A 26,566-nucleotide genomic window follows, 5' to 3' on the forward strand; every position below is an offset into this window, starting at 1 on the left:
CACAATTATTAGAAAATCAAAGAGGGAAAACCCTGACCGATTCACCCCTCTCAACCACCTCGGTGTTTTCGTCAATTATCGTATAGCAATTCGCTTTTGTAATGCTGCTCAGAATTCCAGAACCGTAAGATGATATAGGCTGAGCGACCATTCTGCCGAAATCGACTCTCAACCGGACGAAACTCGTAAAGCCTGCCTTTGAATAAATGTTATCAGAAACTCTGGCAAAAAACGACATATCTTCGCTAAATCCAAGCATTTTCTGTATTGCCGGTTTGAGAAAGAGGTAAGCTGATGCAACGCATGCCGCCGGAAAACCGGGCAGTGCAAGAACAGGTGTGTCATCCACCATGGCAAACAGTGTTGGTTTCCCGGGCCTCAAAGCCACACCTCTGAAAACAACATCTCCAAGCGTGTCCAGGACGCTGTATACAAGGTCCCTTTTCCCCACTGACGTGCCGCCCGTTGTAACCACCAGATCATAATCTCCGGCATTTTCAAAGATTCTCCCGAGCTGGGATACCTCATCCCTCACGATGTCAGTAACTTCAGCATCAGCACCCCATTCTCTCAGATATGCGGCAATCATTATTCCGTTGCTCTCGTAAACCTTCCCCTCAACCAGGCGCTCTCCTGGCTTCAGAAGCTCGTCACCGGTGGGAACGACAAGAACCCTCGGCCTTCTGAAGACCTCAACACTCTCCACGCCCGCACTTCTGAGCAGGGCAATGCTGTGTGCCCTGAGCAGTGTTCCCTTTTCAGCAATTACATCTCCTTTCCTGACATCTTCTCCTCTCAGCCCGACGTTTTCATGTTTTCTCACAGCTTTGTAAACCGCAACAAAGCCTTCGATTTCCTCAGTGTCTTCAACCCTGACAACAGCATCAAAACCCTCTGGGAGGGGGTCGCCTGTGTGCACCCACACAGCATTCCTGCCCTTTTCGAGCAAAACAGGATTCATTCTTCCAGCCTGTTTGACCTCTGCGTGTCGGACAGCAAAGCCATCCATTGCTGCCCTGTTGTAATGGGGTATGTCTATCCCGGACATAACATCTCCGGCAAGAATTCGCATGTGTGCATCTTCAATAGGAAGAGTTTCAACGTCCTCACTGCCAAAAGGTTCTATTCTTTCAAGAAGCCTGCGTTTTGCCTCCTCAACACTCGTAAGGCTCCCAAACAGCATCTCAACCACCGCTCACCGGAGGTAAAAGGGCAACGACGTCTTCGCTCTCCAACCTCAGATTTGTATCTTTCGCCTGCCTTCCGTTGACCATGATTATAGCATAACTGTAGAGCTTTTCCATTCCCGGATACCTGAGTTTGAGATTTTCCAAAAGCTCCTCAAGCGTTTTAGCCTCAATCTCCAGATCGTTCGTGCCAGCAACCTCCCTGAAATTTGCAAAAAACTTTACCCTGACCACGCCACTCACCTTCCCGCCTTTCCCCTGTCTCCATGGCTGGGAACGAATTCAACGCCCGGGTGCCTCTGCATTATTGGCTGAGAGTAGAGGTCCATAAGCTCATACACCTCCTCCGGCACATCAGTTGAAACGTTCAGCCCAAATTCCTCAACGACACGGTACGTGAGCGGATAATCATGGGTCCACTTTCCCTCAGTCAGGATTCTGGCTATCTCTTCAGCCTTTTTATCCCCCACCTTATCTTTAAGCAGTGAAAAAACAAGATCTCTCACCTGATTGATTGCTTTTTCGGCTATATCTGCCATTATTACTGTCTGATCATCGATGTCCTTTACGTCCTTCTTTTCCAGAACTTTCAGGATGGATGGGGCAGGGTAGTTCATCAACTGCGGATCCACGGGACCAAGAACCGCATGGGGGTCCATGATAATCTCATCAGCAGCAAGAGCAATCAGCGTACCGCCGCTCATCGCATAGTGCGGAACTATAACAGTGGTCTTTGCCGGGTGCTCGTGAATTGCTCTGGCTATCTGGGTTGCAGCGAGAACAAGCCCACCAGGAGTGTGGATTATGAGATCTATGGGTTTGTCCTTTGGCGTACTTCTTATTGCCCGGAGAACCTTCTCGGAATCATCAATATCAATGTATCTGTAAATTGGAATCCCAAGGAAACCGACGCTCTCCTGCCTGTGGATCAGGGTTATAACGTTGCTCCCCCTTTTTTCAGCCAGTTTTTGCAGAACCTTTCTTCTCGTATTGAAAAGCATTTGCTGCCTCATCTGGGGGGCAAATAGCAGATAGAAAAAGAGCAGAAACCAGATTATGGACAGGGGATCGTACATAATTCTGAGCTTTCTCAATACTATAAAACTCTTTTGGAACTCTCCAGGGACATATTACGGCCTGAACATTACCTGAGACGTGGTTTTCAGCTTTTTCCTGATTCTTTGCATCTCGTACGAATAGAGCATCATGATGTTGTCAACATACCTGTCAAATCCAAACGCCTTCTCAATAAACTCGGCATGCCTCCTGTCCCGGACATATATTACATACTCTCCCCCGATGCTTGCCATTTCGAGGATTATCGGGATCATAAATCTGTCCTGCTCGAATTCATCCACGTAACAGGCTATAAACTCCAGCTCCTCCCGTTCTATGTAGTAATCTATTCCATCCCTGCCCCGGATTTCGGGACTATCCATTTCAAGCAGTGCTTTCAGACTCTTTCTTTTTTCAGGCAGGTGTCGGTTTATTGTCTCAACCAGCTTGAAAAGTGTTCTTTCACCAATCTCCATCATATCCACCCCAGTTCGATATTCCCGAAGTCAACGTTGAAATGCCTTGAAAAATTATCCTCCCTCAAACTGAGCTCGAGGGTGTTGAAACTCCCGATTATTGCGAGAGGTTTTCCCCTCTCAACATCCTCGTATTTTTCGACGAGGGGAATCTCATGACCCCTATACATGAAACCAGTCACAGAATATTCCTCAATCTGATTTCTCGTTATGTTTGTCACAGCGTTCCCAAATCTGTCAATATGCACAACCCTCCCCACAATACGGCCACCCTCAACCCGTGCATCAAAAAGATCAAGCTTTACAGGCTCTCCTTTAAACCTTTCAAAATGTTCCATCCTGCCCTCTCTGATCAGCGCCCCCGCGGGAGCGAATATGTCCCTGCCATGAAAGGTGGACGAGAAAGCGCCAGAAAACTGACTCACAGATTCCTTAATCCTGAGGATTTTCCGTATGCCGTCCTCAACAGCAGATGGAAAAGCGATGCCATTGTCCGGACAGACAAACCAGTAATTTTCAGTTTTGATGACTATCGCAGCCCTGTCACCACCGACTCCCGGATCCACAACGCTGATGAAGATAGTTCCGGCTGGAAAGTATCTGTAAGCAGAGTGGAGCAAAAAAGCCCCTTCAAAAACGTTTTGAGGGTGGATGGAGTGCGTTAAATCAATAACTTCATCCTGTGTGATTTTCCTTATCACTCCTTTCATCACTCCGGGGTAGTAATCACCAAAGTCTGTAAGTAGTGCGATCACCATCTTTCCAAGTGGGTGAGTTCATCTATATTAAACCTTCTTCTTGCCTCCGGCGCCTCAGCAGGATAGCCTACAGGCAGAATTGCCGCTGGTCTTGCGTAGCTGGGAATTCCAAGGATCTCTGAGACCACCTCATCATCATAGGCCCCAATCCATACCGAAGCAAGACCCATGCAGTGTGCCGCAAGAAGGATGTTCTGAACTGCAGCTGCCGCATCCTGTTCGGCATAAATTTTCCCCCTGTCACCGTATACCTTCATGCTCCGGGGATAGTTTGCAACAACCACAATTACCACGGGCGCCTGAGCGATGAACATCTGCCTCAGTGAAGCGACCGCAAGTTTAAGTTTGGTCTCGTCATCTCTCACAACCACAAAATCTCTGGCCTGCAAATTTCCTGCGGAGGGGGCTGCGTTTCCGGCCTCAAGAAGCTTTCTGATCATCTCATCATCAACATCCTTTTTGAGAAATTTTCTGACAGACCTCCGGGAAAATATTGCATCAAGGCACTCCATATTGTTTGTTCATGGGAAAAGACCAATAAATTTCTTTCCTTTACCCACGATCAAAAAACCAGCTAATATAATATGCCCCGGATTTTTAACTGATGAAATGCTTCCCACCAGTACTTCACCCAGAGGTTACCGATGTCATCATGCCATACTCCGGGATACTCAACACAACCATGACCTGCACATACGAACACACACCTTCCCGTAATTTTATCTAAAGAGTTGAATCGGTACAGGAATTAGCATACTTACCTAACGGGCGATAGAAGTAAACTGAAATGAAATCACAACAGAATAAAATTTATATACCTCCAATTCATGAAAAGAGAATTGAGGTGATAAAATGGCTGAGTTGCCACTTGCCCCAATCGACAGATTGATAAGAAAGGCTGGTGCTGAGAGAGTTAGCGAGGATGCAGTAGAAAAGATGGCTGAGGTCCTTGAAGAATACGCACTTCAGGTTGCAAAGAAAGCAGTCGAAATTGCAAAGCACGCAAACAGAAAGACTGTCAAGGCAGAGGACATCAAGCTTGCTCTCAGCATGTAATTTTTCTTTTATTTTTATTTTTGATAGATTTAAAAAGCAAAGTCTTTACCAGGATGGCAGTATCAGCGGGATGTTGCAAGAAAGATGGTAGCTACGATGGTTGCAGATTTGCTCTCCACCTTCCGACTTTCCAGTCCTTTTTACTGGAATTTCTCCATTCATGAATAACAAAAATTTCCTGAAAGATATAATATTTTCTATTATTATTGCAGCGAGTATAGCAGGACATGCAACTGTTATATATTCGGGCACGAAAGCATATTCATGGACGGTAAGGGCAAGATAGAGTGGGCAGAGAAGAACATGAGAGTTCTTTCCAGAATCCGAAAAAGATTTGAAGAAGAGAAACCACTGGATGGGCTGAGAATAGGTATGGCACTCCATGTTGAGGCAAAAACCGCTGTTCTTGTCAGAACTCTTGTTGCTGGCGGTGCTGAGGTTGCGATCACTGGCTGTAACCCGCTCACAACACAGGATGATGTTGCAGATGCACTCAGAAAAGAGGATGGAGTTTCATGCTTTGCCAGAAGAGGCATGAGCAGAGAAGAATACTACCACGCCCTGAATGCAGTTCTGGACTTTGAACCTGATATAATCATAGATGATGGAGCAGACCTCATATACCTGATCCATGAAAAGAGAAAGGTTATAGCCGACAGAATTCTCGGAGCGAGTGAGGAAACCACAACAGGTGTGAACAGGCTCAGATCCATGGAAGAAGACGGCGTTCTGCTCTTCCCGGTTATAGCCGTGAACGATGCATACACAAAATATCTGTTCGACAACCGCTATGGAACCGGACAGTCCACGTGGGACGGGATATTCAGAGCGACAAATTCTCTGATCGCAGGGAAAAAAGTGGTCGTTGCGGGATACGGGTGGTGTGGTAGAGGAATAGCCATGAGAGCGAAAGGATTGGGAGCCAAAGTAATCGTAACCGAGGTAGACGAGATACGGGCGCTTGAAGCCGTTATGGATGGTTTCGATGTCATGACGATGGATGAAGCTTCGCTCATAGGCGACATATTCATAACCGCAACGGGAAACAGAGATATCATCACAAGAAAACACTTCCTGTCAATGAAGGACGGGGCAATTCTCGCAAATGCAGGGCATTTCAATGTGGAAATAAACGTTGAAGAGCTTGAAAAAATGGCCCACGAGATCAGAGAGCTCAGGCCAAATCTGAGGGAGTACAACTTGGGCAATAAGAAACTCTATCTGCTTGCAGATGGGAGGCTCGTCAACTTGGTATCCGGAGACGGACACCCCATAGAGGTTATGGACATGAGCTTCGCAAATCAGGCTCTCGCTGTGGAGTACATCGCCAAAAATGCTGAAAAACTGGAAAACAAGGTTTACAGGATGCCCGAAGAGCTGGACAGAGAGGTTGCAAGAATCAAGCTGGAAACAATGGGAATAAAAATCGATGAGCTGACAGAAGAGCAGGCAAAATACCTCTCTGACTGGAGGGAGGGGACTTGATCTGGATATATCGCCCTTACAAAAACGCTCTTGCGAGAAAAAGATATCTGAGAACGATTGCAGTCTTCTTCGCATTCGCCCTGTTGCTCATTGCGTACAGATACACAAAATACGGACTTACGCAGGAGTTCTACATACCCTCTCTGGCACTCATGCTATCTCTGCTGTTCTTCTCAGCACTGATACTCAGAAAACCGAGAGCATGTTACACAGACTATGAAAACATTTACTGCGGGAGCAAAAGGATAAAAAAAGCTTCAGCCACATTCCATCCTGATTACGAGAATCTCGCAGTGCATGTGGAGGGCGACAAAAAGGCAACACTCTATTTTGAGAAAAAAGAGGACCTCGAAAAATTCCTGAAAGAAGTGGGGTATTAACCGGTGAAAGATATGTTCGAATTATACGACATGCCGCTTTTCAGACCGCCCAGTGAGGCACACAGCCTGATAATTCAGGCGACCATCGGCTGTTCCCACAATAAATGCACATTCTGCGGGATGTACAAGATGAAAAAATTCAGAGTTAAGTCCGTTGAAGAGATCAAGAAAGAAATGGAGATCTTCAAAAAGTTTTATCCCAAAACGAGGAGGATTTTCCTCGCCGACGGTAATGCGCTCTGTATGGAAACCGATGACCTGCTGAAAATTCTGAGATATGCCAGAAAACTTTTCCCAGATCTCGAGAGAGTATCTGCATACGCCACTCCGATGGACATTCTTGAGAAAACGGGAGAGGAGCTTGGAGAGCTTGCGCATGAGGGGCTGAAGATGATTTATCTTGGAGTGGAGAGTGGAGATGACCAGATTCTGGAAGAAATCAGGAAAGGGGTCGATTCTGAGAAAATGGTCAAAGCCGGAAGGAAAGCCATAGAATCAGGAATGATTTTGAGCGTTACTGCAATCACCGGACTTGGTGGGAAGGATTTGAGCTACAAACATGCTAAAAACACCGCAAAAACACTCAACAGAATGAAACCACAGTTCACAGCATTTCTGACGCTGATGATTGTCGAAAACACCCCGCTTTACCCGAAGATGAAAAAAGGAGAATTCAGACCGCTGAATCAGACCGAAGTTCTCCAGGAATTGAGATGGGTTATCGAGGACCTCGACTACAGCACGGTTTTCAGGGCAAACCACGCCTCAAACTACCTGCCGATAAAAGCGAACCTTCCAGAAGACAGAGACAGAATTCTGAAGCTTATAGACCATGCAATGGAACATCCCGAAATTTTAAGGCCTGAATACATGAGAGCGCTGTAATCCCTTTTTTTGGGATTAAACCCAAAAAATGAGAAAGATTTATATACTGAGGCTCGAACCCATTTTTAATGACTAATGTTTATGGCAGGGCAAAGCAGGATATCTTCAGAAAACGGAGTGAAATTGAAGAGATCAAAAACAGAAGGTTCAGGAAGATCGTCAGATACGTTTATGAGAATTCACCCCTGTACAGGAAGAAATTCAAGGAATCAGGGGTAGATATAGACAGGATAAAAAGTGTGGAGGACCTATCAGTGCTGCCATTTACAACCAAACAGGAGCTTAGAGAGAGCTACCCGCTCAAAGCAGTCTGTGTCCCAAAAGAAAAGGTGGTTAGAATTCAGATGTCCGGTGGAACCACCGGTCAGCCTGTGATCATACCCTACACGAGACATGACGTGGAACAGTGGAAGGAAATGATGATGAGGGCTTTCTTCCTTGCAAACGTAACAGAAAGGGATATCATCCAGATAACCCCTGCTTTTGGACTCTGGAACGGAGGATTTGGATTCCACTTTGCGGCAGATGCGATAAATGCATTTGTTATACCCATCGGCCCCGGAAATACGAGAAACCAGATCAGGTTCATGGTAGATTTTGGAACGACTGTTCTTGCCGGAACCGCAAGCTATCCGCTGAGAATTGCAGAAGTTGCGGACGAGATGGGGATAGATGTGGCGGAACTGAACGTCGAGAAGCTCATTCTCGGAGCCGAACCGTGGAGTGAAGAGATGAGAAGACAGATAGAAAAAACATTTGACGCAAGAGCTTATGACATTCCCGGTCTGACAGAGATGGGTGGAGTCGGAACCGTGGGCTTTGAATGTCCCGAAAGGGAAGGTCTGCATATCTGGGAGGACAATTACATAGTGGAAGTCGTTGATCCAGAAACCGGAGAGGTCCTCGATGAGGGTGAAGAGGGAGAGATCGTTTACACGGCTCTCAACAGAGAAGGTATGCCGCTGATAAGATACAGAAGCGGTGAGATCAGCACAATTATCGGCAGAGATGGATGCGAGTGTGGAATTGAGCATATCAAAATAAAGAGGATACGGGGAAGGACGGATGACATGATAATCTACAAGGGAGTGAAGTTTTACCCCACAGACGTCGAGAGCATTCTCGCAGAACACGGCGTGGTGAACTACAGAATTCTCGCCATTAATGGCAGGCTCGAAATTGTTTTTGAAGGGGATGAGCGGATTAAATCTGCGATAGCAAAAGACCTTGCCGAATTCGTTGGCATCCATCCAGCCATCAAAGTTGTTCCCATCGGTCAGCTTGAGCGATTTGAGGGCAAGGCCAGAAGGCTGATAAGGGGTTGAGGTGGTGAATATGGTTATAGCCGCAATTTATGCAATCAGCATTCTGATGATGATCGCCGGAGCGGTGATTGCATACAGAAAGGTGTGAGCATGATTATAGCCGCCGTATTCACTGTATATCTTATTTTAATGCTGATAATAGGTGCTGCAGAGTACAGAAAATCCAGGGGGTTGCTTGACTACTATCTTGCAGGAAAGGGGCTCGGAGTTACCCTCGTGAGTTTTTCCTTTTTCGCCACGTATTTCAGCACGTCCGCATTTCTCGGAGGTGGGGGTTTTGGATTTGTTGCCGGATTCCAGTGGTCCGCATTTCTCACATTTTTCCACGTTTTATTCGCAATACTCGCCTGGTTGCTTATAGCCCCAAAGCTCAAACAGCTCGCAGAGGAGACCTCGTCACTCACCATACCTGAAATATTTGGCTCTAAGTTCGGAAAAGAAGTGCAGATGCTGTCATCAGCGGTGATCATAGTCTTCTTTTCATTCTACATGGTCTCGATATACAAGGGGGCGGGAAATCTCCTGCAGGTGATGCTGGACATACCGTACACCCACGGATTGATTATAACCGCACTGATAGTGGTGCTGTACACATCAATCGGAGGCTTCAGGGCGGTTGTGTACACGGACCTGATTCAGGGATTGCTCACATTCACAGGCGGCATAGTGCTTTTCGCCTCGATCATTTACTTCCTCGGAGGTTTTGAAGTGATGGAAAAACTTGCCGGAACGCAGATATTTGCAGGCAAAGGAGCGCTGCTGTTCGAGGTGGGGAAGCTTGCTCCTCCGCCGATAATGAAGGCGGGAATGGTCATCCCGTTTATCCTGAGTCTTACCTTTGCGATCAGCATCGCCCAGCTTTCATCCCCCCAGCTCGTGATCAGGTTTGTCGCTGCCAAAAATGAGGATGTCCTGAAAAAAGGGGCTCTGCTCACACCCCTGATAATTGGTGTCTTTGCAATATGCGTATTTTCAATTGGACCGCTGGGCTGGCTCATAATACCCCAGTTCGATGACCCGGTCAAGTACCTGAAGGACTCAGACCTCGTTGTGCCAGTCATAGCAATGAAGGTTCTGCCTGAAGGTATCAATGCACTGCTGCTAACCGCAATAATCGCCGCAGCAATGTCAACGGTGAATTCACTGCTGCACATGATGGCAACATCACTCACCAAAGATATTCTCAACAGGGAGAATATAGCCCTGACAAGAACAATGGTCTTCGTTCTTTCCCTGATACCACTCTACATAGCTCTGAAACCTCCAGAGATAATCGTGGGCATTGTTGGCGTGAGCTTCTCCGTGATCACATCCGTTTTCCTGGTACCTCTGCTCGCAATGCTGTATGCAAAGCCATCAAGATACAGCATTCTCGCCTCGATGGTCGTCGCACTGATTGCATCAGTCGTCTGGTATTTCATGTATTACAGAGTTTACTGGATATATCCCGTTGTTCCCGGATTGATTGCGTCAGCTCTGACATACATGATTTTTGAAAAATTTTTTAAATAATTCTGAATTAAGCTTTACAATGGAAAAGATTGACGCTATGGATTTAAAGATTCTTTCGGAACTTCAGGATGACGCAAGAAAAAGCCTCAGGGAAATTGGAGAAAAGCTGGGAGTAACTGAGGCAACAGTCCACAACAGAATAAACAAGCTCAGAAAGCTCGGAATAATTGAGAAATTCATTCCCGTAATAAACTACTCCAGACTCGGTTATGATTTGACGGCCGTTATAGGCATAACAGCCAAAGGCGGAAAAGTTATAGATGTGGAAAAGTTTCTCGCCGAAATGCCGAATGTTACAGCCGTTTACGATGTTACGGGAGAATATGACGTGATTGCCGTTTCGAAGTTTAAGGACAGAGAAAGCCTGAACGAGTTTGTAAAGGAGATTGGAAAGCTCGAATTCGTGGAAAAAACATACACGATGCTTGTGCTTAACGTGGTGAAAGAATCCCACATGATAGACATATTAAAAGTCTTCGAGCTTGATTAAAATAATAACATAAAATATCCATTTTACATTTGGAGCGGAGAAAGCACTTATATATTCATTTTTCAAACCATGTTCGATGGCAAAGAAGAAGGAAGTGAATAAGGAAAACGAGAAAAAAGAGCAGATGAGCCAGTCCTCAAAAAATGCTGATGAGGGAAGCACAGTGCTTGACATTGAAGATCTTCCATTTGTTGGCCCCGCAACGGCTGAAAAACTTAGAGATGCTGGTTATTATTCCATAGAGGCGATAGCCGTTGCATCACCCTCCGAACTCAGTGCCGCTGCTGAAATTGGAGAAAGCACAGCAATGAAGATCATCTCCGCAGCAAGAAAGCTTGCGAATGTCGGTGGTTTTGAGACGGGAGACGTTGTTTACGAAAGAAGAAAGAAGGTGGGTAAGATAACCACAGGTAGCAATGCCCTTAACGACCTGCTTGGAGGAGGAGTTGAAACCCAGGCCATAACTGAACTTTTTGGTGAGTTCGGCAGTGGTAAAACGCAGATATGTCATCAGCTTGCCGTGAATGTTCAGCTACCCCGAGAACAGGGAGGACTCAATGGAGCAGTGGTTGTGATTGACACGGAAGGGACGTTCAGGCCGGAGAGGATCATCCAGATGGCCGAAGCAAAGGGTCTTGACCCGGACAAAGCTCTGAAAAACATTTACGTCGCTCAGGCATACAACTCAAACCACCAGATGCTTCTGATAGATAATGCCAAGGAGCTGGCCAACAAGCTCAAAAAGGACGGAATAAACGTCAGGTTACTCATCGTTGATTCCCTGACAGCCCACTTCAGAGCGGAATACGTTGGAAGAGGGACGCTTGCAGACAGACAGCAGAAACTGAACAAGCATCTCCACGATCTCCTGAGATTCGGCGAAGTCTTCAATGCAGCAATCGTTGTCACCAATCAGGTGATGGCGAAGCCAGACCAGTTCTTCGGAGACCCCACAAAACCCGTTGGCGGACACATTGTTGCCCACACCGCAACATTCAGAATTTACCTGAGAAAGAGCAAAGGCGAGCTCAGAGTTGCAAGACTGATCGACTCGCCCCATCTGCCTGAATCAGAGGCAATATTCAGGGTTACCGAAAGGGGTATTGAAGACAAATAATCGAAATTTTTTATTAATTTAGTAAGATAGATGTCTCTCCAACTCCCAAAAGATTAACCTTAAAAATAGCCTCTTCCTTCATTACAACATGGATATTGAAGACAGACTCAGCATAGCAACAAGAAACATAGAAGAAGTTGTAACTCTCGACGAGCTTAGGACTCTGCTGGAAAGTGGAGAGAAACTTACGGCATACGTCGGCTACGAGCCAAGCGGGGAAATCCACCTTGGACACATGATGACCGTGAACAAGCTTATGGATCTGCAGGAAATAGGCTTTGAAATCACAGTTCTTCTTGCGGATGTTCATGCTTACCTCAACGAGAAGGGAGATTTTGATGAAATAAAAAAGGTGGCAGAGTATAACAGGGCAGCATTCATAGCACTCGGACTGGATGAAAGCAAGGCAAAATTCGTGCTTGGAAGCGAATATCAGCTTGAACAGGAGTACATGCTCGATGTTCTTAAAATGGCCAGGATTACGACGATAAACAGGGCGAGAAGGAGCATGGACGAGGTCAGCAGAAGGAGGGAGGATCCCATGGTCTCCCAGATGGTCTATCCGCTGATGCAGGCCCTCGATATTGCGCACCTAGGCGTAAAGGTTGCTGTTGGGGGTATGGATCAGAGAAAGATTCACATGCTTGCAAGAGAGAACCTGCCAAAGCTCGGTTATGATGTGCCGGTTTGCATGCACACACCCATACTGGTGGGGCTGGATGGAGAGAAGATGAGTTCCTCGAAGGGCAACTACATCTCGGTGAGAGACGACGAACAGACAGTCGTGAAAAAGCTGAAAAAGGCATTCTGTCCTGAAAAGCAGGTGGTGGATAATCCGGTAATGGATATCATGAGATACCATGTATTTCCCAGATTCGAAAGAGTGGTTATCGAAAGGGATGAGAAATTCGGTGGTGATTTAGAGTACGAAAACTTTAATGAACTTGCCGAAGATTATTCAAAGGGTGAAATTCATCCTCTTGATGTGAAAATTAATGCTGCGAGATATCTGAACATGATTCTCGATGGAGCAAGAAAAAAACTGAAAAAAATGGGGTGGTGACTTGAGTGAAGGTGAAGAAGTAATCAGGGTTAAGCTTCCGGATAAAAATAAGAGAGAAATGTTCGGGATCGTTACAAACATGCTCGGAGCCGGACACATTAAGGTGAGGTGCGAGGACGGAAAGGAAAGGCTTGCAAGGATCCCGGGAAAAATGAGAAAGAGGATCTGGATCAGGGAAGGAGACGTGGTCATCATAGTGCCATGGCAGTTCCAGGATGAAAGGGCGGATGTGATCTGGAGATACACCAATCCTCAGGTCGAGTGGCTGGAGAGCAGAGGATACCTGAAATTCTGAGATGAAGGACATAAAAAGAATAGAGAAGCTTCTGGATCAGTTAAGGATAAAGGAAAAGGACAGCGATGCCAGGAAGATTTTTGCAGAGGTATTTGATGAAAGGACACTGAAAACTCTTTACAAGCTCTCAGCCAGAGGTTACATACAGGCTCTGGGAGGAGTTGTGAGCACAGGAAAGGAGGCAAATGTTTTCTACGCCGACGGAAACATCAACGGAGAGTTCAAACCCCTTGCCGTCAAAATTTACAGAATCGAGACATCAGAGTTTTTCAAAATGGACGAATACCTGTTCGGAGATAGAAGGTTTGACATGAGAAGGGTTTCAAAAAAAGAGATTATATTCACCTGGGTCGAAAAGGAATTCAGAAATCTTGAGAGAGCATTCAATGCGGGAGTTAACGTTCCAGAACCATACACATACCTGAAAAACGTGGTGCTTATGGAATTTTTGGGAAAAGATGAGGTGCCATACCCCACCATTTTTGAGCTGAAAAGAGATCTGCCAGAAATTACAGATGTTGAAGAACTCTATTCCAGAATAAAGGAAAACCTGGCCAGACTATACAGGAAAGCAGAACTCGTTCATGCTGATCTGAGCGAGTACAATATTATCCTTAAAAATAACGATCCCTATTTCATCGACATGGGGCAGGCGGTGTTAACAGACCACCCCCTTGCAAACTCATATCTGGAGAGAGACCTGAGAAACCTTATAAGGTTCTTCTCAAGATATGGTATTAAGGAAAGTCCTGAAGAACTGATTTCATCAGTTAAGGGTGATTGAAATGGAAACGATTGAAATCAAGATTCCCTCCGACAGGGTCGGTGTTATAATCGGCAGAGAGGGAGAGGTGAAGAAAAGACTTGAGGAGGAGACTGGCTGCAAGATCAGCATTGACGGCAGAAACGGGATTGTAAGAATAACGAGAGGCGAGGATGCGGTTGGATTTCTTAAAGCAAAAGACGTTGTCAATGCCATTGCGAGAGGATTCAATCCAGATACCGCAATGAAACTGCTTGATGATGACTTCACACTTTTTGAAAGCATTGACTTGAGCCAGTACGTCTCTCCAAAGGCGCTGGAGAGGATAAAGGGAAGGATTATCGGCAAGGAAGGCAAGATCAGGAGAATGATAGAGGAAACGCTGAACGTGAAGGTCTCGGTGTACGATAAATACGTCTCCATAATAGGTCCGATGGAAAACGTTGCCGCTGCAAGAGAGGCAATTATGATGCTCGTCGAAGGTTCCCAGCACTTCACCGTCCAGAAGTTCATGGAGAGAAAGAAAAGAGAGATCGAAATGCGGAGCATGGACTGGTATCCCAGTCCGTAAATTGCGGGAATTCGCATGACTCTGTAACCCCCGACACTTTTTAAACATTTGAATTATTATTCATAAAGGTGGTTCAGATGCATCAGACAGTTAGTGATCGGGAAATTCAGGAAAGACTCGCAGGTATCGGCAGAAAGATAGCGGTAATGAGCGGCAAAGGGGGCGTGGGAAAATCAACCGTAACAGCTCTGCTCGCAATCCACCTCGCCAGAGAGGGCAAAAGAGTCGCTGTTCTGGATGCGGATTTTCTCGGACCGAGCATCCCCAAGCTGTTTGGACTTGATGATGCAAGCATTGGATTCACAGAAAAGGGCATTGAGCCAGCCACTACAAGAAAATACGGAATAAAGATACTCTCGATACAGTTCTTACTGCCAGAAAAGGATACACCAGTTATCTGGAGAGGGCCGATGATTGCGGGCGTGATAAAAGACCTGCTCGGGAAAACAAACTGGGAGGGTATGGACTACCTGCTTTTCGACCTGCCTCCCGGAACTGGAGACGCTCCGCTCACCCTGATGCAGACAGCAAAGCTCGATGGGGTCGTGATGGTTGCTTCACCCACAGAGCTCACATCCATAATTGTTGAAAAAGCCCTTAACATGGCAAATATGATGAACACGAAAGTCGTGGGGCTTGTGGAAAATATGAGCTTCTTCAAATGTCCTCACTGTGGAGAGATCTCCCACATATTCGGAAAACACAGGGCAAGGAAGCTTGCAGAAAAATACGGGCTGGAAGTTCTTGCAGAGATACCCATCGACCCTGAGCTTGCGGAGCTTTCGGATTTGGGAGAGATCGAGAGCTACGAGACCGATTACTTCCGGGAGATCACCCTCTGAGCAAAGTCGTAGAGGTCCCTGAAAACAAAATCTGGAGTTAGCCCAGCTTCATTTACCTTTTTTTCGTAATTATATTTGGTTGTAACCCCTGAAAGCACCAGAACCGTCTTTAACCCGGAATTTTTCCCCGCGAGGACATCAATCTCAATCTGATCCCCGACTATGGCTATCCTGTCCCTCTCGACACCAAGCATCTGCACCGCCTGCTCCACGATAACCTTGGACGGTTTTCCAACCACTGCATCCGGCTCCCTTCCAGTCATCCAGTAAATTGCCCCAATAACAAGGCCTGTTCCTGGAACAGGGCCGTCTTCACCGGGAAATATCCTGTCAGGATTCACTGCAACATATTTCACCTGGTCATTCAGAGCGAGTCTCAGTGCCTTCGTGAAGATCTCGAAGTTTATGTTTCTGTTCGATGCCGCAACAAGGTAATCTGCATCGGGATTTTCAACTACCTCGTGTCCTTCATTTTCCAGCTCCTCCACAAGTCCGTGCTCTCCGGTTGTATACACCCTGGATTTTCCATCACGTTCTCTTATAAAAACAGCAGTTGCGTGTGTTGCCACAATTATCTCGGCCTCACCCACGTCCATCCCATAGCGTGAAAACTTCTCAACCATCATCCTTCTGCTCCTTGCCGAATTGTTGGAGACGAATACTGTTTTTATCCCGGCATCCCTCAAAAGCCTGTAACCCTCAATGGCCCTTTCTATGGGCTTTTTACCACGCGATATGACACCATCAACATCCAGAATGACTCCTTCAATGTCCATCGTATCCACCAGGCCCTCAATGCTTAAAAGAGTGTCGAAAGCGTTTTATCTTTCTAAGTAAAGTGAATATATGGTCCGTCTCACCGGTATGGAAGGCATAGGAACAAAATATGAACTTGAAACGTCAAAAGGAGATAGGATAGCAGTGGTATTTTTACTCAACCGGAGAGTCCAGCTCTACATACAGGAGAAAGGCTGTGAGAAACCATGTTCTATTGAAATGAGCGAAAACGAGTCAAAGAGACTCGCCACGATCCTCAGCGGCGCTCCGGTTGAAAAAGAAAAGGAGAGTATAGAAGTTGATTTCATGGGAATACCGGATTTGACCCTTGCACTCCACACATACACGGTCGGCAGGAGCATGGCGGGAAAAACAATTGAAGAGCTTGCAATAAGAAAAAGAACAGGAGTAAACGTCATAGCAGTATCAAGAAAAGGCAATACCATAATCAGCCCGCCCCCACATCTGATTTTCGAGGAAGAAGATCAAATAGTGGTTATCGGAAACAAAGACCAGATTGAAAGGTTTGAAAAGGAGATACTGGGTGCCTGAATGGAGATCGCAATTGCCGGGCTGGTTTGCCTGATTTTTGCGATAATTGCAAGGAAGCTATCTTTTCCGGCAATCCCGGTCTACATTATCGCAGGACTTGCTTTAGGAAGCTCTGGATTTGGAATACTGCAGGCTGACGAGGTCTCAAAAAAGATAGCCGAGTTCGGCGTTGTTTTCCTGCTTTTCTACATAGGCCTGCACATAAACCCGAGGGAAATAGGAGCTAAGAGAAAAACAATATTCGCTTCAGGCTTTTATGATTTGCTCATAAACTTTGCACTTGTCTTTATTCTGCTGTCGGTCACCGGATTTGAGCTGTCCAGAGCGTTCATCATAGCATCCTCACTGTACATCTCAAGCTCCGCCATCGTTCTTCAGTCACTCATCGAGAACAGGAAGCTCATCCTCAAAGAAGCTGAAATCATTGTCTGGATGATGGTTTTTGAAGATATCGTCATCGCAATCCTGATCGTCCTGAACAGCATAGGCTTTTCCGACCTGATGTATTTTTTTGCCAAGCTGACTGTATTCACGGTCACAGTACTAATCCTTTCAAACACCGCACCCAAGTACCTGGATAGGGCCATGGAAAGAGATGATGAAGTTCCCCTCCTCCTCGTTTTTTCTGCCGGTCTCCTCGGTCTGGCAATTGAAGAGCTTTTCCAGATACCCTACGCATACGCCGCAATACTCATTGGACTGATGTTCTCACAAGTCAAAAGCGTGGAAGAGATGGTCATACCATTCAAAGATGTTTTTCTGATCCTTTTCTTCTTCTTTTTCGGGGTTTCAACAAAGTTCGATATGGGTGGACTTGCTCTCGGAATCGTTCTCGCCCTGGTTGCTATTTCAGGAAAGGTTGCCTCCGGACTCCTCACCGGATTGAGAACCGAAAAATCCTGGAAGTCCGGACTTGAAATCGGGCTCAATACAATTGCAAGAGGAGAATTTTCAATATTCATGGCTTTCGCATTCGGAGATGTGCTGACAGCCTCCGCAATAACAGTAACGGTTTTGATAACGTCGATACTCGGTTCACTGACCTCGAGGTATTCGGAAAAAATAATTTCCATACTGGGCAGAGCCAGTCAATAGTAGTACTCCAGGACGTTATAATACGTGTCCCTCCTGTACGGAATTCTTCCGGCGGATTTTATCCTCACAACAATTTCGTCAACCCTCGCAGGTCGGAATGGCTTTCCAGTAGCTCTGACAACGTTTTCCTCCAGCATCACACCACCAAAGTCGTTTGCACCGAAGCTGAGTGCGAGAGTTGCGATATCCATTCCCTGTGTTAACCAGGAAACCTGGATGTTCCGGATGTTGTGAAGCACTATTCTCGAAACCGCAAGTATCTGCAGGTATCTTGCGGGGGGTGCAGGTCTCCTCACCATTCCATAAAGCTCAGTATTTCCGGGCTGGAAGCTCCAGGGGATGAAAGCTGTGAAACCACCGGTTTCCTTTTGCAGATCTCTGATCCTGAAAAGATGCTCTATGATGTGTTTTTCACTTTCGATATGCCCGAACATCATTGTGGCTGTTGTTTTCATCCCGATCTCATGTGCCGTTTTCATGACTCTCAGCCAGTCATCAACAGTTCCCTTGCTGCTTATTTCAAGCCGAACCTCATCAGAGAGTATCTCTGCCCCTCCGCCGGGAATGGAGTCCAGACCCGCTTCTCTCAGCCTCGATATTACCTCCTCAATGCTGATCCCCTCCATCCTGGAAAGGTAAACGATCTCCGGAGGGGACAGACTGTGAACGTCAACATCGAATTTTTCCTTTATTTTCCTGAAAAGCTCTTCGAACCACTCAATGCCAAGCTCGGGATTAATCCCTCCCTGTAGCATTATCTGGGTGGCCCCGTGATCCACAGCCTCCTTAATTCTTCCAAGAATTTCCTCATGGCTCAGCAGATATGAATCGTGCTCATCTCTTGCATAAAAAGCACAGAACTTGCATTTCGAAACACAGACGTTGGTGTAATTGATATTCCTGTCGATAACAAACCCGACCTCGTTTCCGCATTTCTTCACCCGGATTCTGTCGGCTATGTATCCCAGCTCATACAGCGGCAAATCAAAAAGCTCCAGAGCTTCCTCAAAGCTCAGATCCTCTCCAGCAATGTTCTTTTCAAAGTAATCCACACTCATGACCCAGCTCACCAAAAACCCTGAGGCTCTTTTCTTCCTTCCTGCTCATTTTGTGAACGAGCGCTTTGAAGTAAGTTCTCAGGAATTCGACGGGCATCCGGTATTTCAGGCTTGCTATTTCGGCAATTTCATCGATGTTTTTCAGCCCCCTCTGATATGACCTCAGTATGTCCGAGTCCACATGTGCAGCATCGGCACTCATTAATGAAGCAGAAATTCCGAATACAGCAGGCAACCCTGTGAGGTCCTTCCATTCCTCTCCCACATCCATGACGATCCTGAACACCATTCTTGCGGTTATCGCCTCGTCACCAATAACAAGAGCATGGTCAAAATCCTTCAGCATCTCGAAGAAATTCCCGCCGTGAGGCACGAGACGGTTTATCAGGCCATTCTGCCTTCGTATGATTTCAAGCATGCTCACAGAAGTCAGGGATTTCGAAGTAACGGCAATTGGTGAGTCGTCAAGCCTCTTTTTCCTGGAGACCACAACAACGCTGTAAACCTCTCCATCACTCCCAACGCAGAAGGAGTATTTCCTCAACCTCTCACGGTTCTTCAAATAAAAAAAGCTCGGAACCGGAGCATAGTCGATTTTACCTTCCAGAAGCATTTCTGCGAGTTTTTTGGGGTGTTCCTCAACAAACTCATACTTCTGCTCTTTTTCAAGATGATAGTAGGGCAGAAAGTTGTTGACAAGCCCAAATTTTCCAACCCTCATGAGTAAACCTCCAGAACGTTGAAAAACGCATCCCTCTCTGCAGGAATTTTTCCCGCATCCCTTATCATATCAACAAGCTTCTCCTTTGCAAGTTCCAGAGGTGTTTTCGCTCCGGCGGAGTGTGCTATCCTCTCGCCCATAACTGTACCATCAACATCATTTGCACCGTAGTTGAGAGCGATCTGTGCGAGTTTTTCCCCAATCATTACCCAGTAAGCCTTAACCCCTTTGAAGTTAGAAAGGGCGATTCTCGATACCGCTATGGTCTTCAAAATCTCCTGAGGAGAGACTTTGTGAAGGCTGTCAAAAGAGGTGTTTGCTGGGTGAAATACCAAAGGAATAAAGGAAACGAAACCCCCTGTTTTTTCCTGCAGCCTTCTCAGCCTGTACAGATGGATTGCTCTGTCTCTGTAATTCTCGATGTGTCCGAAGAGCATCGTCGCATTGCTCTTTACTCCAGCGTTGTGAGCAATTTCCATAACCCTGAGCCACTCCTTCGAGTTCGCTTTATCTGGGGCTATTTTTTTCCTTACACGCTCTGCAAGTATCTCTGCTCCACCACCGGGAAGCATATCGAGCCCCGCATCCTTCAGCCTGGAAATATATTCACGAACGCTCATTTTCTCCTTTCTGGCGTAATAGCTCACCTCCGTTGCGGTCAGAGCCTTTATAACCACATTTCCGCCCGTATTTTCCTTTATTTCCCTGAAAATCCTTTCAAAGTACTCAATATCGACGTCAGGATTGTGACTACCAACGATGTGCAGTTCTCTCGCACCAAGCCTGTATGCTCTCAAAGCCTCCTCCACAACCTCCTCAGGCCTCAACAAAAACCCGTCAGACCTGTAATACGCACATATCGGGCACCTGGAAACGCACACATTGGAATAATTTATGTGCTTGTTAACCGAAAAGGTGGCGATCCTTCCGTTAATACCGTCTGCAACTTTTCCAAGCTCGTGCAGATCCCTGTAAAACAGCTCCTCAATTTCTTTCACTTTCAAGTTCTTCAAGCCTCCTCCGGATTTCTCTCATCTCCCTCTTGATCTGAATGTTGACCCTCATCATTGAATCGCTCAGAAAGCCGACGGCAATTATCAGAATCCCGCTCACCACAAGCATTGATACGAGATTGACGAGCAGGAAGTGAGATATGTTCCTGAACCAGTCATACACGACATAAATCCCGCCAGCAAAGCCCAGAAGGAGAAAAACCAGCCCTATGAGGTAAAAGTACCTCCCCGGACTGTATCTCCCAAGAAGATTGTATATCGTATACACAATCCTGTAACCGTCGCTGAACGGTTTCAGTTTGGTTTTCCCCCTCCTCTTCCGGTAGTAAATGGGAACCTCCATGATTCTGAATCCGTTTGCTATTGTCTCGACTGTCAGTTCTGTCTCAACCTCAAATCCCATCTTTTCGAGGTTCACATTTTTGTAAACCTCTTTCGTCATGGCACGATAGCCTGAAAGTATATCCTGAAGGTTTACACCATAAAGAATCCTGAAAATCAAATTGATTATCTTGTTTCCAAGCAGATTTAGCTTTCTGAAGGCTCCTTCCTCAAAATTCAAAAGCCGGTTCCCCACAACGTGGTCAGCTATCCCCTTTTCAATCGGCTCGAGCAGCTTTTGAACATCTTCGGGCATGTATGTGCCATCGGCATCAATCATCACGACAACGTCATCATCAAGAATCTCGAAAGCCTCCCTCACTGCCTGTCCCTTGCCCTTCCCACTCTGAACGATGACCTCTGCCCCTCTCTCCTCAGCTATCTCTCTCGTTCTGTCAGTACTGTTCCCATCCACAACCGTGATCCTGCTAAAGCCCTGCTTTTTGAATCCCTCTATCACATCTCCGATCGTTTCCTCCTCATTCAGGGCCGGAATGAGTATTCTGACATTCATATTCTGAATACCTTGAGAACGCTCAGAACCGGGATGCCCTCCACATCATCGTGGCTCCTCTTGTCAACTATCACCGCTGCTGCTATAACGTTTCCGCCCCTCTTCCTTATGCTCTCAGCCACCTCGTGAATCGTTTTTCCTGTGGTGATGATGTCATCAACAACCACACACGCCTTTCCGGAAACGTTTGCAAAGTTCTCACTGAATGTTCCCCTCGCATGGCTTTCCTCGCCATCCCATTTGAGCTTCTTTGGATAGTATATCGAAAGCTCACAGCCAATCTCCTCAGCGACCATCGTCGCTACCGGAATGCCGGAAGTTGCGACACCAACAATGACATCTGCATCTCCGGCATCAAGAACCATATCGGCAAGTATTCTCGCCATCTCTCTGAGCCTGAATGATGAACCGTTAATGCTTTTCAGCTCAACATAAATATCAGATGGAGGTCTTTCCGTTCTTGAACTGGTTAAAAGCCAGATTGCGGTATCACGGGATATGTTCAATTCATCAGCAATTTCGCCGGTAGTCAGACCCTTCTCCTTGAGCTGCTTTGCTCTCTCAACAAGCTCCTCAATTTTACTCATTTTTTCACCACCTTTTTAAGCCTGGTTTCGCTCCCGCAAATCTCACATACCTCTTTCTCAGTTCTCCTGCCACAACCCTTACATACACGAATCCATTTAAATTCTTTTTCAATGCCCTTCTGCAGAATTCTTTCCAGATTTAACCCGAGCTTTCTCGCCACATTCTGAACAGCATAATCATCGCTCACAACTGTCGCATTATATTCCAGTGCCTTCGCCAGAACCCGTATATCTGTCTCGCTGAGCTTGTAAATGTCCCCGGTTTTTTCTGCCGCTTTTTTCACCTCAGAAATGAACTCTTCCCTCGCATCCTCAACCCGAATATTCTTAATCTCAAAATAGAGCCTGGAGTTCTCATCCCTGATCTCGTTAACAACCTCCGGGACGGTTACCATATCATCAAAAATTGCCTTCCTGAGTATTATTGCAGACGTGTCGAGGACATGCATCATGGTCATGCCAGCGGGAGTGCATAAATTTTTTAGTTCAGAGCCTGCGATGTCTTGGCACAGCACTGCCAAGGTGCGGCAAAAATGGAAAGCTTTATATGCCATTGTGTCACTAAGACTCACAACAACCGAGAGGTGATGAAAATGGACGAGAAAGAGAGAAAAGATGCGGCCGAAATACTGAAGGATCCCAGGCTGTTCAGACCGACATGAGATAAATCCAGCAGTATTGGGCAAAATTCCTATCCAATCCCTTTTACTTTACTCACAGGCTTTTAGGAGTCATCCGGTATTTTTGCACTTAAGCTAATGTTTAATGAAGCGAATAACCCCTCCCAACTGTGGATAGCTCGCCTCTTTAATTCTCCCACCCTTCAATTATTGCTCTTCGTGATTCGATCAGTCTCCCGATTATATCCACATACAATTATGTTATGAAACGGGAAAAGCCATGTCAAAGGAATAGCAGATACACAAGAGCGCTCATGACTGCGATTCCCATAATGAAGCCCAGTGCAATTCCTTTTTTAAATTGACTTTTACCATATTTTTTGTATTCTGAGGACATATCATTGATTAAACTCTTTTTTTCTTTGATTTTATTTTCCAAAACGATTATGGAGTTCTTGAGTTTGCTTATTTCTTTGTTTTTTTCAATTATCATATCGTATACCGAGAAATGTGTTTTTTCTCCGCTCAGGGACTCTTCTAAATTTTCACCCAATACGTATAGTATCTGGAAAACATCCTTTGCTATAGCCCTATTGATTCTCATGAGTTTATCATAAAGCTGCTTAAAAAACTTATAATAATCTTCAATCAACTCCTCTTTTATTGATAAAAGATTTTTGCCATTGTATTTTTTATAAATTTCATCTCTCCACTCTTCGATTTCCTTCGCAAGATGTGCTTCAATAGTAGAGTGCTTTACCGTTGTATAATCCACCCTATTTGTCTTTTCTTCTATGCCTCCATGACCATACAGCAATCCAATAACATTATTTAATTTAGGATTGATAAGTTTTGTAATAAGGTCGTGAAAGTCCTCAACTCTTGTTTTCCCTCCCCTATCTCCAATTCGATTAACGAGCTTTTCACACTCTTCCTCCATTTCACGCAGAGACCGTTCCAGAAAAGCTATTTTTTCTTTGAGATTAGACATATTTATATCTTGTTCTACCATAACATTGTAATACGAGAACAATTCTATGTATCCTGTCAGCTGTTGCTCCAGTACACGGCCCAGCTCATACAGATTCTCAAATACCTCTTTTGACAGACTTATATCCAATTTCTTAAGTTCAGGATAGAGATTCAAAATCAAATTGTGATAATCTTTAAGAAAATCCCTTTTGATTAGCTCAAATTCTCGATTACCATATTTTTTATAAATGCCATCCCTCCAGTCATTAATCTTACCGATAATTAACTCTTCCACAGGTCTCCATCTAACCGAGATCGAATCTACCCTGTATTCTAAGTTTCTCTTATTGCTTTTATGACTCTGAAGAAGCCCGATAACATGATTTAACCTAGGATTTAGGATCTTTGTGACAAACTCGTAAATATCGCTTACTTCGCCCATACCATCTGACATCATTCTCCCCCCACGAGAGAATTATTCGTGTATAACTATTTTAAACTTTTCAATCTATTATTTCAATCTATTCAGGAAAAGTAGAGGAGAATTAGTAGCAATATGCAGTTGAATAATCAATATTACGCATCTTTCCTTCTTTTGCATTTAAAGACCGTCTTCCCCGTTCTTTCTCATCTTTATAGATCAATTAAATATCGAAAATGTTATGTTCAGCAAAATAAATTCAGGTCTAAAATATGGCGAAGTGTCATCACTGCGGTAAAGAAGCTGCACTACCTTTCAGATGTAAGTACTGTGGAAACCTTTTCTGCGAGGATTGCAGGTTACCTCCAAAGCATAACTGTTCTGGTATTAATCTATGGTTTCAAAGAGCATCGCCAAGTAACCTGAAGAGGGAAGACGAATATCTCCCCGTTAGATTCAAACCCAGTACAAGTCATAAAACGAGCAAAGATCCAACCAAAAAGAGTGGTAAATCCAAAAAAATAAAGCCAAAATACAAAAAATCTAAAAGAAAGTCAACAAAATTAAAGATTTTGTTATTATCCATGCTCATTGCCTTGTTGGGAATCGGGGTTTATTATAATACCAGCAATTTGCCGATTAAGGTTAACGACTTGGATGGAATTTTGCCCAATACAACACAAACCGAGGTCGTAGAGAACGTAAAGGAAGAGTTAAATAAAGCCAAAAAAAGTGTAAATCAGACTTTGCAAAAGGTTATCAGAACACCATCAAGAGAGAAGATAACGAATGAGACAATCCATGCAGTTCTTGAATACCTTAATAAAGAGAGAACGAAAAGAGATTTACCAGCGGTTAAGCTGATAAGCACTGGAATTGCCCAATTTAGGGCAGAGGATATGATCAAGCGAGATTATTTTAGCCATTACGATCCTGAAGGATACCCTCCATTCTATTATTACACCCAGAAAGGAGGAGTTTATGCAATGGAAGAAAATTGTGGCGAATATCGAATTGTTGGAGGGTTTTTGTATCCGAATGATGTGCCCGACTACGCTGTAAAAAGCGTTAAGAGTATGATTTATGACGATGCGTTGTCCGACTGGGGACATAGAGATTCTCTCCTAGATCCCAGCAACAATTACGTCGATATCGGTGTTGCTTGGGACTCGAATAGAATGGTATTGGTTCTACACATGACAAAAAAGTATGTAGAATGGACTAAAGTCCCCAAAGTGGACAATATGGTGTTTTCAGCTTCTGGGAAGTTAAACCAGGATCTGAAGTTTGAAGGAGTCATGGTGTATTATCATCCGCCACCCAGAGAGGAATTCAATAAGAGGCACAGTTATGACATAGGAGACCCCATTGCTGGCGTAGTCCCGGGACGAGCCTATTACGAAGATGTTGAGACGTGGAGACCTTTAAAATGGACCATAGCTGGTCAAAAGTTTGATATCTCCTTTAAAATAAGACCAATTAAAGGCCCCGGTTTCTATACAGTAGTGATATGGGCAGAGAATAAAAGTGGACTTAAGCATCCTTTCGACCCTGAGCGCGATAATTACTGGACAGTTCTTGAATATACTGTCTTTGTTCAGTCCTAACCAAATTTCGCCTTTGCAACACAAAAAAACAAGCTTTTTGAGAGATTTTTTAGAAAAAATGTTCTAGTTCAATCGGAATGAGGTGATACCCCTATTTTTCTAAAATAAAAGCAAATGCAGTCAATCCAAACAAGCCCATAACAACAAACAGGAAGAAAAAGCCAGTACCTGCCCACAATGCCCCACTGAAAGATTTAGACGATAAAACAAAATTGATTGCATAAACAGTTAAACCACCATACACTCCCGCAATGTAGCTTGCCATATACTGGTTTCTATCGTTTTTTGGAACCCTTCTTTCAATCTCCTTTTTTATGAACATCTCATAAACAATAACGACTATAGAAAGAGCAAAAAGCAACACACCAATCGCAAAAATATGAAGCCCAAGTGTGACTGTGCTGATTGAAATTTTAATAGGATGTATTGCCATCCAGTAACCCGCACCTGTTATCATGGAAGAAGAGATAAGCAAGATTATTGGTACGTTCCTATTGTTTAATCCCATATTACTACTTATGGATTTTTGGATGTTTTAAAAGTATCTATGTCAGAGGTATTTTTCTGCATAATCTTTCACCCAATCATCTAAGTTATTCTCACCGGCGTCACACCATATAACATACTTTTGAACGGAGTCTATAGAAATCTGGTAAAGAAACATTTATTATTTAGGTGAACAACTCTCCGAAAGATAATCTCATTTTTAAAAAATTCCATAATCTTATTATGTATCCCCGAATTTCAGCATCTCATATTACATCTAACTTCGAAACCAGACTCAAAGAATTCTTAGAATGGGTAAATCACCCATTAGCATCCTCTTCAAACACACAAGTGACGGGCCGGAGGGGATTTGAACCCCAGACACCGGGATTAAGAGGATTGCAACGCCAAAATAAAGCCGTAGAAACGGAGATTTTCGACTTAAAAGACTTCTACGAGGAGTTTAAACCTGAATTTGAAAAATGGCTTAAATAAGGAAAG

Annotated in this window: 33 protein-coding genes; 18 read left to right on the top strand and 15 right to left on the bottom strand. The window is 44.9% G+C overall.

Annotation, left to right across the window (positions count from 1 at the left end):
* Nucleotides 1-16 precede the first annotated feature (16 nt).
* The 6 genes from GACE_RS08540 to GACE_RS08565 are packed head-to-tail and all read right to left on the bottom strand — an operon-like array spanning nucleotide 17 to nucleotide 3,989.
* A complete protein-coding gene (locus GACE_RS08540) occupies nucleotides 17-1,183 on the bottom strand; it encodes a molybdopterin molybdotransferase MoeA (protein WP_048092718.1) in 1,167 nt (388 codons plus the stop codon).
* Between the two features lies 1 nt (nucleotide 1,184).
* Nucleotides 1,185-1,421, bottom strand: a complete 237-nt coding sequence (locus GACE_RS08545; RefSeq protein WP_048093819.1) for a MoaD/ThiS family protein — start codon at nucleotides 1,419-1,421, stop codon at nucleotides 1,185-1,187.
* Between the two features lie 5 nt (nucleotides 1,422-1,426).
* The gene (locus GACE_RS08550) at nucleotides 1,427-2,263 is read right to left on the bottom strand and encodes an SDH family Clp fold serine proteinase (RefSeq protein WP_048092720.1); all 837 of its coding nucleotides are present in this window, start codon (nucleotides 2,261-2,263) and stop codon (nucleotides 1,427-1,429) included.
* A 54-nt stretch (nucleotides 2,264-2,317) separates the two neighbouring features.
* Entirely contained in the window at nucleotides 2,318-2,722 is a 405-nt protein-coding gene (locus GACE_RS08555) for a DUF61 family protein (protein ID WP_318249181.1), read from the bottom strand.
* Complete coding sequence (locus GACE_RS08560; protein ID WP_048092722.1) at nucleotides 2,719-3,477, bottom strand: SAM-dependent chlorinase/fluorinase; 759 nt, start codon at nucleotides 3,475-3,477, stop codon at nucleotides 2,719-2,721. The genes GACE_RS08555 and GACE_RS08560 overlap by 4 nt, the downstream gene beginning before the upstream one ends.
* The gene (locus GACE_RS08565) at nucleotides 3,471-3,989 is read right to left on the bottom strand and encodes a nitroreductase family protein (protein WP_048092724.1); all 519 of its coding nucleotides are present in this window, start codon (nucleotides 3,987-3,989) and stop codon (nucleotides 3,471-3,473) included. The genes GACE_RS08560 and GACE_RS08565 overlap by 7 nt, the downstream gene beginning before the upstream one ends.
* 340 nt (nucleotides 3,990-4,329) lie before the next feature.
* On the opposite strand from GACE_RS08565, the gene GACE_RS08570 reads away from it, so the two are divergent.
* The 13 genes from GACE_RS08570 to GACE_RS08630 all read left to right on the top strand — a co-directional run bounded on the left by GACE_RS08570 (nucleotide 4,330) and on the right by GACE_RS08630 (nucleotide 15,261).
* Nucleotides 4,330-4,533, top strand: a complete 204-nt coding sequence (locus tag GACE_RS08570) for a histone family protein (RefSeq protein ID WP_048092726.1) — start codon at nucleotides 4,330-4,332, stop codon at nucleotides 4,531-4,533.
* A 240-nt stretch (nucleotides 4,534-4,773) separates the two neighbouring features.
* Entirely contained in the window at nucleotides 4,774-6,018 is a 1,245-nt protein-coding gene (locus GACE_RS08575) for an adenosylhomocysteinase (protein WP_318249317.1), read from the top strand.
* Nucleotides 6,015-6,398 (top strand): hypothetical protein, encoded by a 384-nt coding sequence (locus tag GACE_RS08580; protein ID WP_048092731.1) that lies wholly within the window; start codon nucleotides 6,015-6,017, stop codon nucleotides 6,396-6,398. The genes GACE_RS08575 and GACE_RS08580 overlap by 4 nt, the downstream gene beginning before the upstream one ends.
* A gap of 12 nt (nucleotides 6,399-6,410) precedes the next feature.
* Nucleotides 6,411-7,283, top strand: coding sequence for a radical SAM protein (locus GACE_RS08585; RefSeq protein ID WP_048092733.1), 873 nt, complete (start codon nucleotides 6,411-6,413; stop codon nucleotides 7,281-7,283).
* Nucleotides 7,284-7,351: 68 nt separating this feature from the next.
* Nucleotides 7,352-8,608, top strand: coding sequence for a phenylacetate--CoA ligase family protein (locus GACE_RS08590; protein WP_048092735.1), 1,257 nt, complete (start codon nucleotides 7,352-7,354; stop codon nucleotides 8,606-8,608).
* A 90-nt stretch (nucleotides 8,609-8,698) separates the two neighbouring features.
* Nucleotides 8,699-10,120 carry a sodium:solute symporter family transporter gene (locus tag GACE_RS08595; protein ID WP_048092736.1) on the top strand — a complete coding sequence of 474 codons (1,422 nt, stop codon included), beginning with the start codon at nucleotides 8,699-8,701 and terminating at the stop codon, nucleotides 10,118-10,120.
* A 19-nt stretch (nucleotides 10,121-10,139) separates the two neighbouring features.
* The gene (locus GACE_RS08600) at nucleotides 10,140-10,610 is read left to right on the top strand and encodes an Lrp/AsnC family transcriptional regulator (RefSeq protein ID WP_048092739.1); all 471 of its coding nucleotides are present in this window, start codon (nucleotides 10,140-10,142) and stop codon (nucleotides 10,608-10,610) included.
* A gap of 124 nt (nucleotides 10,611-10,734) precedes the next feature.
* The gene (gene radA / locus GACE_RS08605) at nucleotides 10,735-11,727 is read left to right on the top strand and encodes a DNA repair and recombination protein RadA (RefSeq protein WP_048093822.1); all 993 of its coding nucleotides are present in this window, start codon (nucleotides 10,735-10,737) and stop codon (nucleotides 11,725-11,727) included.
* 88 nt (nucleotides 11,728-11,815) lie between these two features.
* Nucleotides 11,816-12,790 (top strand): tyrosine--tRNA ligase, encoded by a 975-nt coding sequence (locus tag GACE_RS08610; RefSeq protein ID WP_048092741.1) that lies wholly within the window; start codon nucleotides 11,816-11,818, stop codon nucleotides 12,788-12,790.
* A gap of 1 nt (nucleotide 12,791) precedes the next feature.
* A complete protein-coding gene (gene eif1A / locus GACE_RS08615) occupies nucleotides 12,792-13,085 on the top strand; it encodes a translation initiation factor eIF-1A (RefSeq protein ID WP_084063708.1) in 294 nt (97 codons plus the stop codon).
* A 1-nt stretch (nucleotide 13,086) separates the two neighbouring features.
* On the top strand, nucleotides 13,087-13,869 hold the full coding sequence (locus GACE_RS08620) for a serine protein kinase RIO (RefSeq protein ID WP_048092742.1): 783 nt from the start codon (nucleotides 13,087-13,089) through the stop codon (nucleotides 13,867-13,869).
* Nucleotide 13,870: 1 nt separating this feature from the next.
* Nucleotides 13,871-14,419 carry a KH domain-containing protein gene (locus tag GACE_RS08625; protein WP_048092744.1) on the top strand — a complete coding sequence of 183 codons (549 nt, stop codon included), beginning with the start codon at nucleotides 13,871-13,873 and terminating at the stop codon, nucleotides 14,417-14,419.
* Nucleotides 14,420-14,496: 77 nt separating this feature from the next.
* Nucleotides 14,497-15,261 carry an Mrp/NBP35 family ATP-binding protein gene (locus GACE_RS08630; RefSeq protein WP_048093825.1) on the top strand — a complete coding sequence of 255 codons (765 nt, stop codon included), beginning with the start codon at nucleotides 14,497-14,499 and terminating at the stop codon, nucleotides 15,259-15,261.
* Here the strand turns inward: GACE_RS08630 and GACE_RS08635 are convergent.
* Entirely contained in the window at nucleotides 15,237-16,037 is an 801-nt protein-coding gene (locus GACE_RS08635; protein WP_048092746.1) for an HAD-IIA family hydrolase, read from the bottom strand. The two genes, GACE_RS08630 and GACE_RS08635, sit on opposite strands and share 25 nt — an antisense overlap.
* A gap of 70 nt (nucleotides 16,038-16,107) precedes the next feature.
* Here GACE_RS08635 and GACE_RS08640 point away from each other — a divergent pair, with 70 nt between their 5' ends.
* Entirely contained in the window at nucleotides 16,108-16,590 is a 483-nt protein-coding gene (locus tag GACE_RS08640) for a cation:proton antiporter regulatory subunit (protein ID WP_048092748.1), read from the top strand.
* Nucleotides 16,591-17,685: a cation:proton antiporter gene (locus tag GACE_RS08645; RefSeq protein ID WP_048092749.1), complete on the top strand. Its 1,095-nt coding sequence runs from the start codon at nucleotides 16,591-16,593 to the stop codon at nucleotides 17,683-17,685.
* Here the strand turns inward: GACE_RS08645 and mqnC are convergent.
* From mqnC to GACE_RS08675, 6 genes are read right to left on the bottom strand one after another with little or no spacing between them, the layout of a single operon-like run.
* Nucleotides 17,679-18,743: a cyclic dehypoxanthinyl futalosine synthase gene (gene mqnC / locus GACE_RS08650; RefSeq protein ID WP_048092750.1), complete on the bottom strand. Its 1,065-nt coding sequence runs from the start codon at nucleotides 18,741-18,743 to the stop codon at nucleotides 17,679-17,681. The two genes, GACE_RS08645 and mqnC, sit on opposite strands and share 7 nt — an antisense overlap.
* Nucleotides 18,724-19,464 (bottom strand): menaquinone biosynthetic enzyme MqnA/MqnD family protein, encoded by a 741-nt coding sequence (locus GACE_RS08655; RefSeq protein WP_048092751.1) that lies wholly within the window; start codon nucleotides 19,462-19,464, stop codon nucleotides 18,724-18,726. The genes mqnC and GACE_RS08655 overlap by 20 nt, the downstream gene beginning before the upstream one ends.
* Nucleotides 19,461-20,477: a CofH family radical SAM protein gene (locus GACE_RS08660; RefSeq protein ID WP_048092752.1), complete on the bottom strand. Its 1,017-nt coding sequence runs from the start codon at nucleotides 20,475-20,477 to the stop codon at nucleotides 19,461-19,463. Before GACE_RS08660 ends, GACE_RS08655 begins: the two co-directional genes overlap by 4 nt.
* Nucleotides 20,449-21,372 (bottom strand): S-layer glycoprotein N-glycosyltransferase AglJ, encoded by a 924-nt coding sequence (aglJ, locus tag GACE_RS08665; RefSeq protein WP_048092754.1) that lies wholly within the window; start codon nucleotides 21,370-21,372, stop codon nucleotides 20,449-20,451. Before aglJ ends, GACE_RS08660 begins: the two co-directional genes overlap by 29 nt.
* Nucleotides 21,369-21,959 carry an orotate phosphoribosyltransferase-like protein gene (locus tag GACE_RS08670; protein WP_048092756.1) on the bottom strand — a complete coding sequence of 197 codons (591 nt, stop codon included), beginning with the start codon at nucleotides 21,957-21,959 and terminating at the stop codon, nucleotides 21,369-21,371. The genes aglJ and GACE_RS08670 overlap by 4 nt, the downstream gene beginning before the upstream one ends.
* Nucleotides 21,956-22,417, bottom strand: coding sequence for an NOB1 family endonuclease (locus GACE_RS08675; protein ID WP_318249184.1), 462 nt, complete (start codon nucleotides 22,415-22,417; stop codon nucleotides 21,956-21,958). The genes GACE_RS08670 and GACE_RS08675 overlap by 4 nt, the downstream gene beginning before the upstream one ends.
* A gap of 75 nt (nucleotides 22,418-22,492) precedes the next feature.
* Between GACE_RS08675 and GACE_RS11935 the strand changes: the two genes are divergently transcribed.
* Nucleotides 22,493-22,621 (top strand): hypothetical protein, encoded by a 129-nt coding sequence (locus tag GACE_RS11935; protein WP_318249185.1) that lies wholly within the window; start codon nucleotides 22,493-22,495, stop codon nucleotides 22,619-22,621.
* A 241-nt stretch (nucleotides 22,622-22,862) separates the two neighbouring features.
* Here the strand turns inward: GACE_RS11935 and GACE_RS08680 are convergent, their stop codons facing one another.
* Nucleotides 22,863-24,008, bottom strand: coding sequence for a hypothetical protein (locus tag GACE_RS08680; protein ID WP_048092760.1), 1,146 nt, complete (start codon nucleotides 24,006-24,008; stop codon nucleotides 22,863-22,865).
* Between the two features lie 236 nt (nucleotides 24,009-24,244).
* Here GACE_RS08680 and GACE_RS11785 point away from each other — a divergent pair, with 236 nt between their 5' ends.
* The gene (locus GACE_RS11785) at nucleotides 24,245-25,579 is read left to right on the top strand and encodes an AN1-type zinc finger domain-containing protein (protein WP_084063709.1); all 1,335 of its coding nucleotides are present in this window, start codon (nucleotides 24,245-24,247) and stop codon (nucleotides 25,577-25,579) included.
* A gap of 91 nt (nucleotides 25,580-25,670) precedes the next feature.
* Here the strand turns inward: GACE_RS11785 and GACE_RS08690 are convergent, their stop codons facing one another.
* A complete protein-coding gene (locus GACE_RS08690) occupies nucleotides 25,671-26,087 on the bottom strand; it encodes a hypothetical protein (RefSeq protein WP_048092762.1) in 417 nt (138 codons plus the stop codon).
* A gap of 221 nt (nucleotides 26,088-26,308) precedes the next feature.
* Here GACE_RS08690 and GACE_RS08695 point away from each other — a divergent pair, with 221 nt between their 5' ends.
* Nucleotides 26,309-26,560, top strand: coding sequence for a hypothetical protein (locus GACE_RS08695; protein ID WP_148305954.1), 252 nt, complete (start codon nucleotides 26,309-26,311; stop codon nucleotides 26,558-26,560).
* Nucleotides 26,561-26,566 lie beyond the last annotated feature (6 nt).

Source organism: Geoglobus acetivorans (assembly GCF_000789255.1).
Classification (GTDB): Archaea; Halobacteriota; Archaeoglobi; order Archaeoglobales; family Archaeoglobaceae; genus Geoglobus; species Geoglobus acetivorans_B.

Excerpts from the sequence above, each read along its gene's own strand:
- GACE_RS08540 (WP_048092718.1), bottom strand. The coding sequence starts at position 1,183 with ATGCTGTTTGGGAGCCTTACGAGTGTTGAGGAGGCAAAACGCAGGCTT.
- GACE_RS08550 (WP_048092720.1), bottom strand. The coding sequence starts at position 2,263 with ATGTACGATCCCCTGTCCATAATCTGGTTTCTGCTCTTTTTCTATCTG.
- GACE_RS08555 (WP_318249181.1), bottom strand. The coding sequence starts at position 2,722 with ATGATGGAGATTGGTGAAAGAACACTTTTCAAGCTGGTTGAGACAATA.
- GACE_RS08560 (WP_048092722.1), bottom strand. The coding sequence starts at position 3,477 with ATGGTGATCGCACTACTTACAGACTTTGGTGATTACTACCCCGGAGTG.
- GACE_RS08565 (WP_048092724.1), bottom strand. The coding sequence starts at position 3,989 with ATGGAGTGCCTTGATGCAATATTTTCCCGGAGGTCTGTCAGAAAATTT.
- GACE_RS08570 (WP_048092726.1), top strand. The coding sequence starts at position 4,330 with ATGGCTGAGTTGCCACTTGCCCCAATCGACAGATTGATAAGAAAGGCT.
- GACE_RS08585 (WP_048092733.1), top strand. The coding sequence starts at position 6,411 with ATGTTCGAATTATACGACATGCCGCTTTTCAGACCGCCCAGTGAGGCA.
- GACE_RS08590 (WP_048092735.1), top strand. The coding sequence starts at position 7,352 with ATGACTAATGTTTATGGCAGGGCAAAGCAGGATATCTTCAGAAAACGG.
- GACE_RS08595 (WP_048092736.1), top strand. The coding sequence starts at position 8,699 with ATGATTATAGCCGCCGTATTCACTGTATATCTTATTTTAATGCTGATA.
- GACE_RS08600 (WP_048092739.1), top strand. The coding sequence starts at position 10,140 with ATGGAAAAGATTGACGCTATGGATTTAAAGATTCTTTCGGAACTTCAG.
- radA (WP_048093822.1), top strand. The coding sequence starts at position 10,735 with ATGAGCCAGTCCTCAAAAAATGCTGATGAGGGAAGCACAGTGCTTGAC.
- GACE_RS08610 (WP_048092741.1), top strand. The coding sequence starts at position 11,816 with ATGGATATTGAAGACAGACTCAGCATAGCAACAAGAAACATAGAAGAA.
- GACE_RS08620 (WP_048092742.1), top strand. The coding sequence starts at position 13,087 with ATGAAGGACATAAAAAGAATAGAGAAGCTTCTGGATCAGTTAAGGATA.
- GACE_RS08625 (WP_048092744.1), top strand. The coding sequence starts at position 13,871 with ATGGAAACGATTGAAATCAAGATTCCCTCCGACAGGGTCGGTGTTATA.
- GACE_RS08630 (WP_048093825.1), top strand. The coding sequence starts at position 14,497 with ATGCATCAGACAGTTAGTGATCGGGAAATTCAGGAAAGACTCGCAGGT.
- GACE_RS08635 (WP_048092746.1), bottom strand. The coding sequence starts at position 16,037 with ATGGACATTGAAGGAGTCATTCTGGATGTTGATGGTGTCATATCGCGT.
- GACE_RS08640 (WP_048092748.1), top strand. The coding sequence starts at position 16,108 with ATGGTCCGTCTCACCGGTATGGAAGGCATAGGAACAAAATATGAACTT.
- GACE_RS08645 (WP_048092749.1), top strand. The coding sequence starts at position 16,591 with ATGGAGATCGCAATTGCCGGGCTGGTTTGCCTGATTTTTGCGATAATT.
- mqnC (WP_048092750.1), bottom strand. The coding sequence starts at position 18,743 with ATGAGTGTGGATTACTTTGAAAAGAACATTGCTGGAGAGGATCTGAGC.
- GACE_RS08655 (WP_048092751.1), bottom strand. The coding sequence starts at position 19,464 with ATGAGGGTTGGAAAATTTGGGCTTGTCAACAACTTTCTGCCCTACTAT.
- aglJ (WP_048092754.1), bottom strand. The coding sequence starts at position 21,372 with ATGAATGTCAGAATACTCATTCCGGCCCTGAATGAGGAGGAAACGATC.
- GACE_RS08670 (WP_048092756.1), bottom strand. The coding sequence starts at position 21,959 with ATGAGTAAAATTGAGGAGCTTGTTGAGAGAGCAAAGCAGCTCAAGGAG.
- GACE_RS08675 (WP_318249184.1), bottom strand. The coding sequence starts at position 22,417 with ATGACCATGATGCATGTCCTCGACACGTCTGCAATAATACTCAGGAAG.
- GACE_RS11935 (WP_318249185.1), top strand. The coding sequence starts at position 22,493 with ATGGAAAGCTTTATATGCCATTGTGTCACTAAGACTCACAACAACCGA.
- GACE_RS08680 (WP_048092760.1), bottom strand. The coding sequence starts at position 24,008 with ATGATGTCAGATGGTATGGGCGAAGTAAGCGATATTTACGAGTTTGTC.
- GACE_RS11785 (WP_084063709.1), top strand. The coding sequence starts at position 24,245 with ATGGCGAAGTGTCATCACTGCGGTAAAGAAGCTGCACTACCTTTCAGA.
- GACE_RS08690 (WP_048092762.1), bottom strand. The coding sequence starts at position 26,087 with ATGGGATTAAACAATAGGAACGTACCAATAATCTTGCTTATCTCTTCT.
- GACE_RS08695 (WP_148305954.1), top strand. The coding sequence starts at position 26,309 with ATGTATCCCCGAATTTCAGCATCTCATATTACATCTAACTTCGAAACC.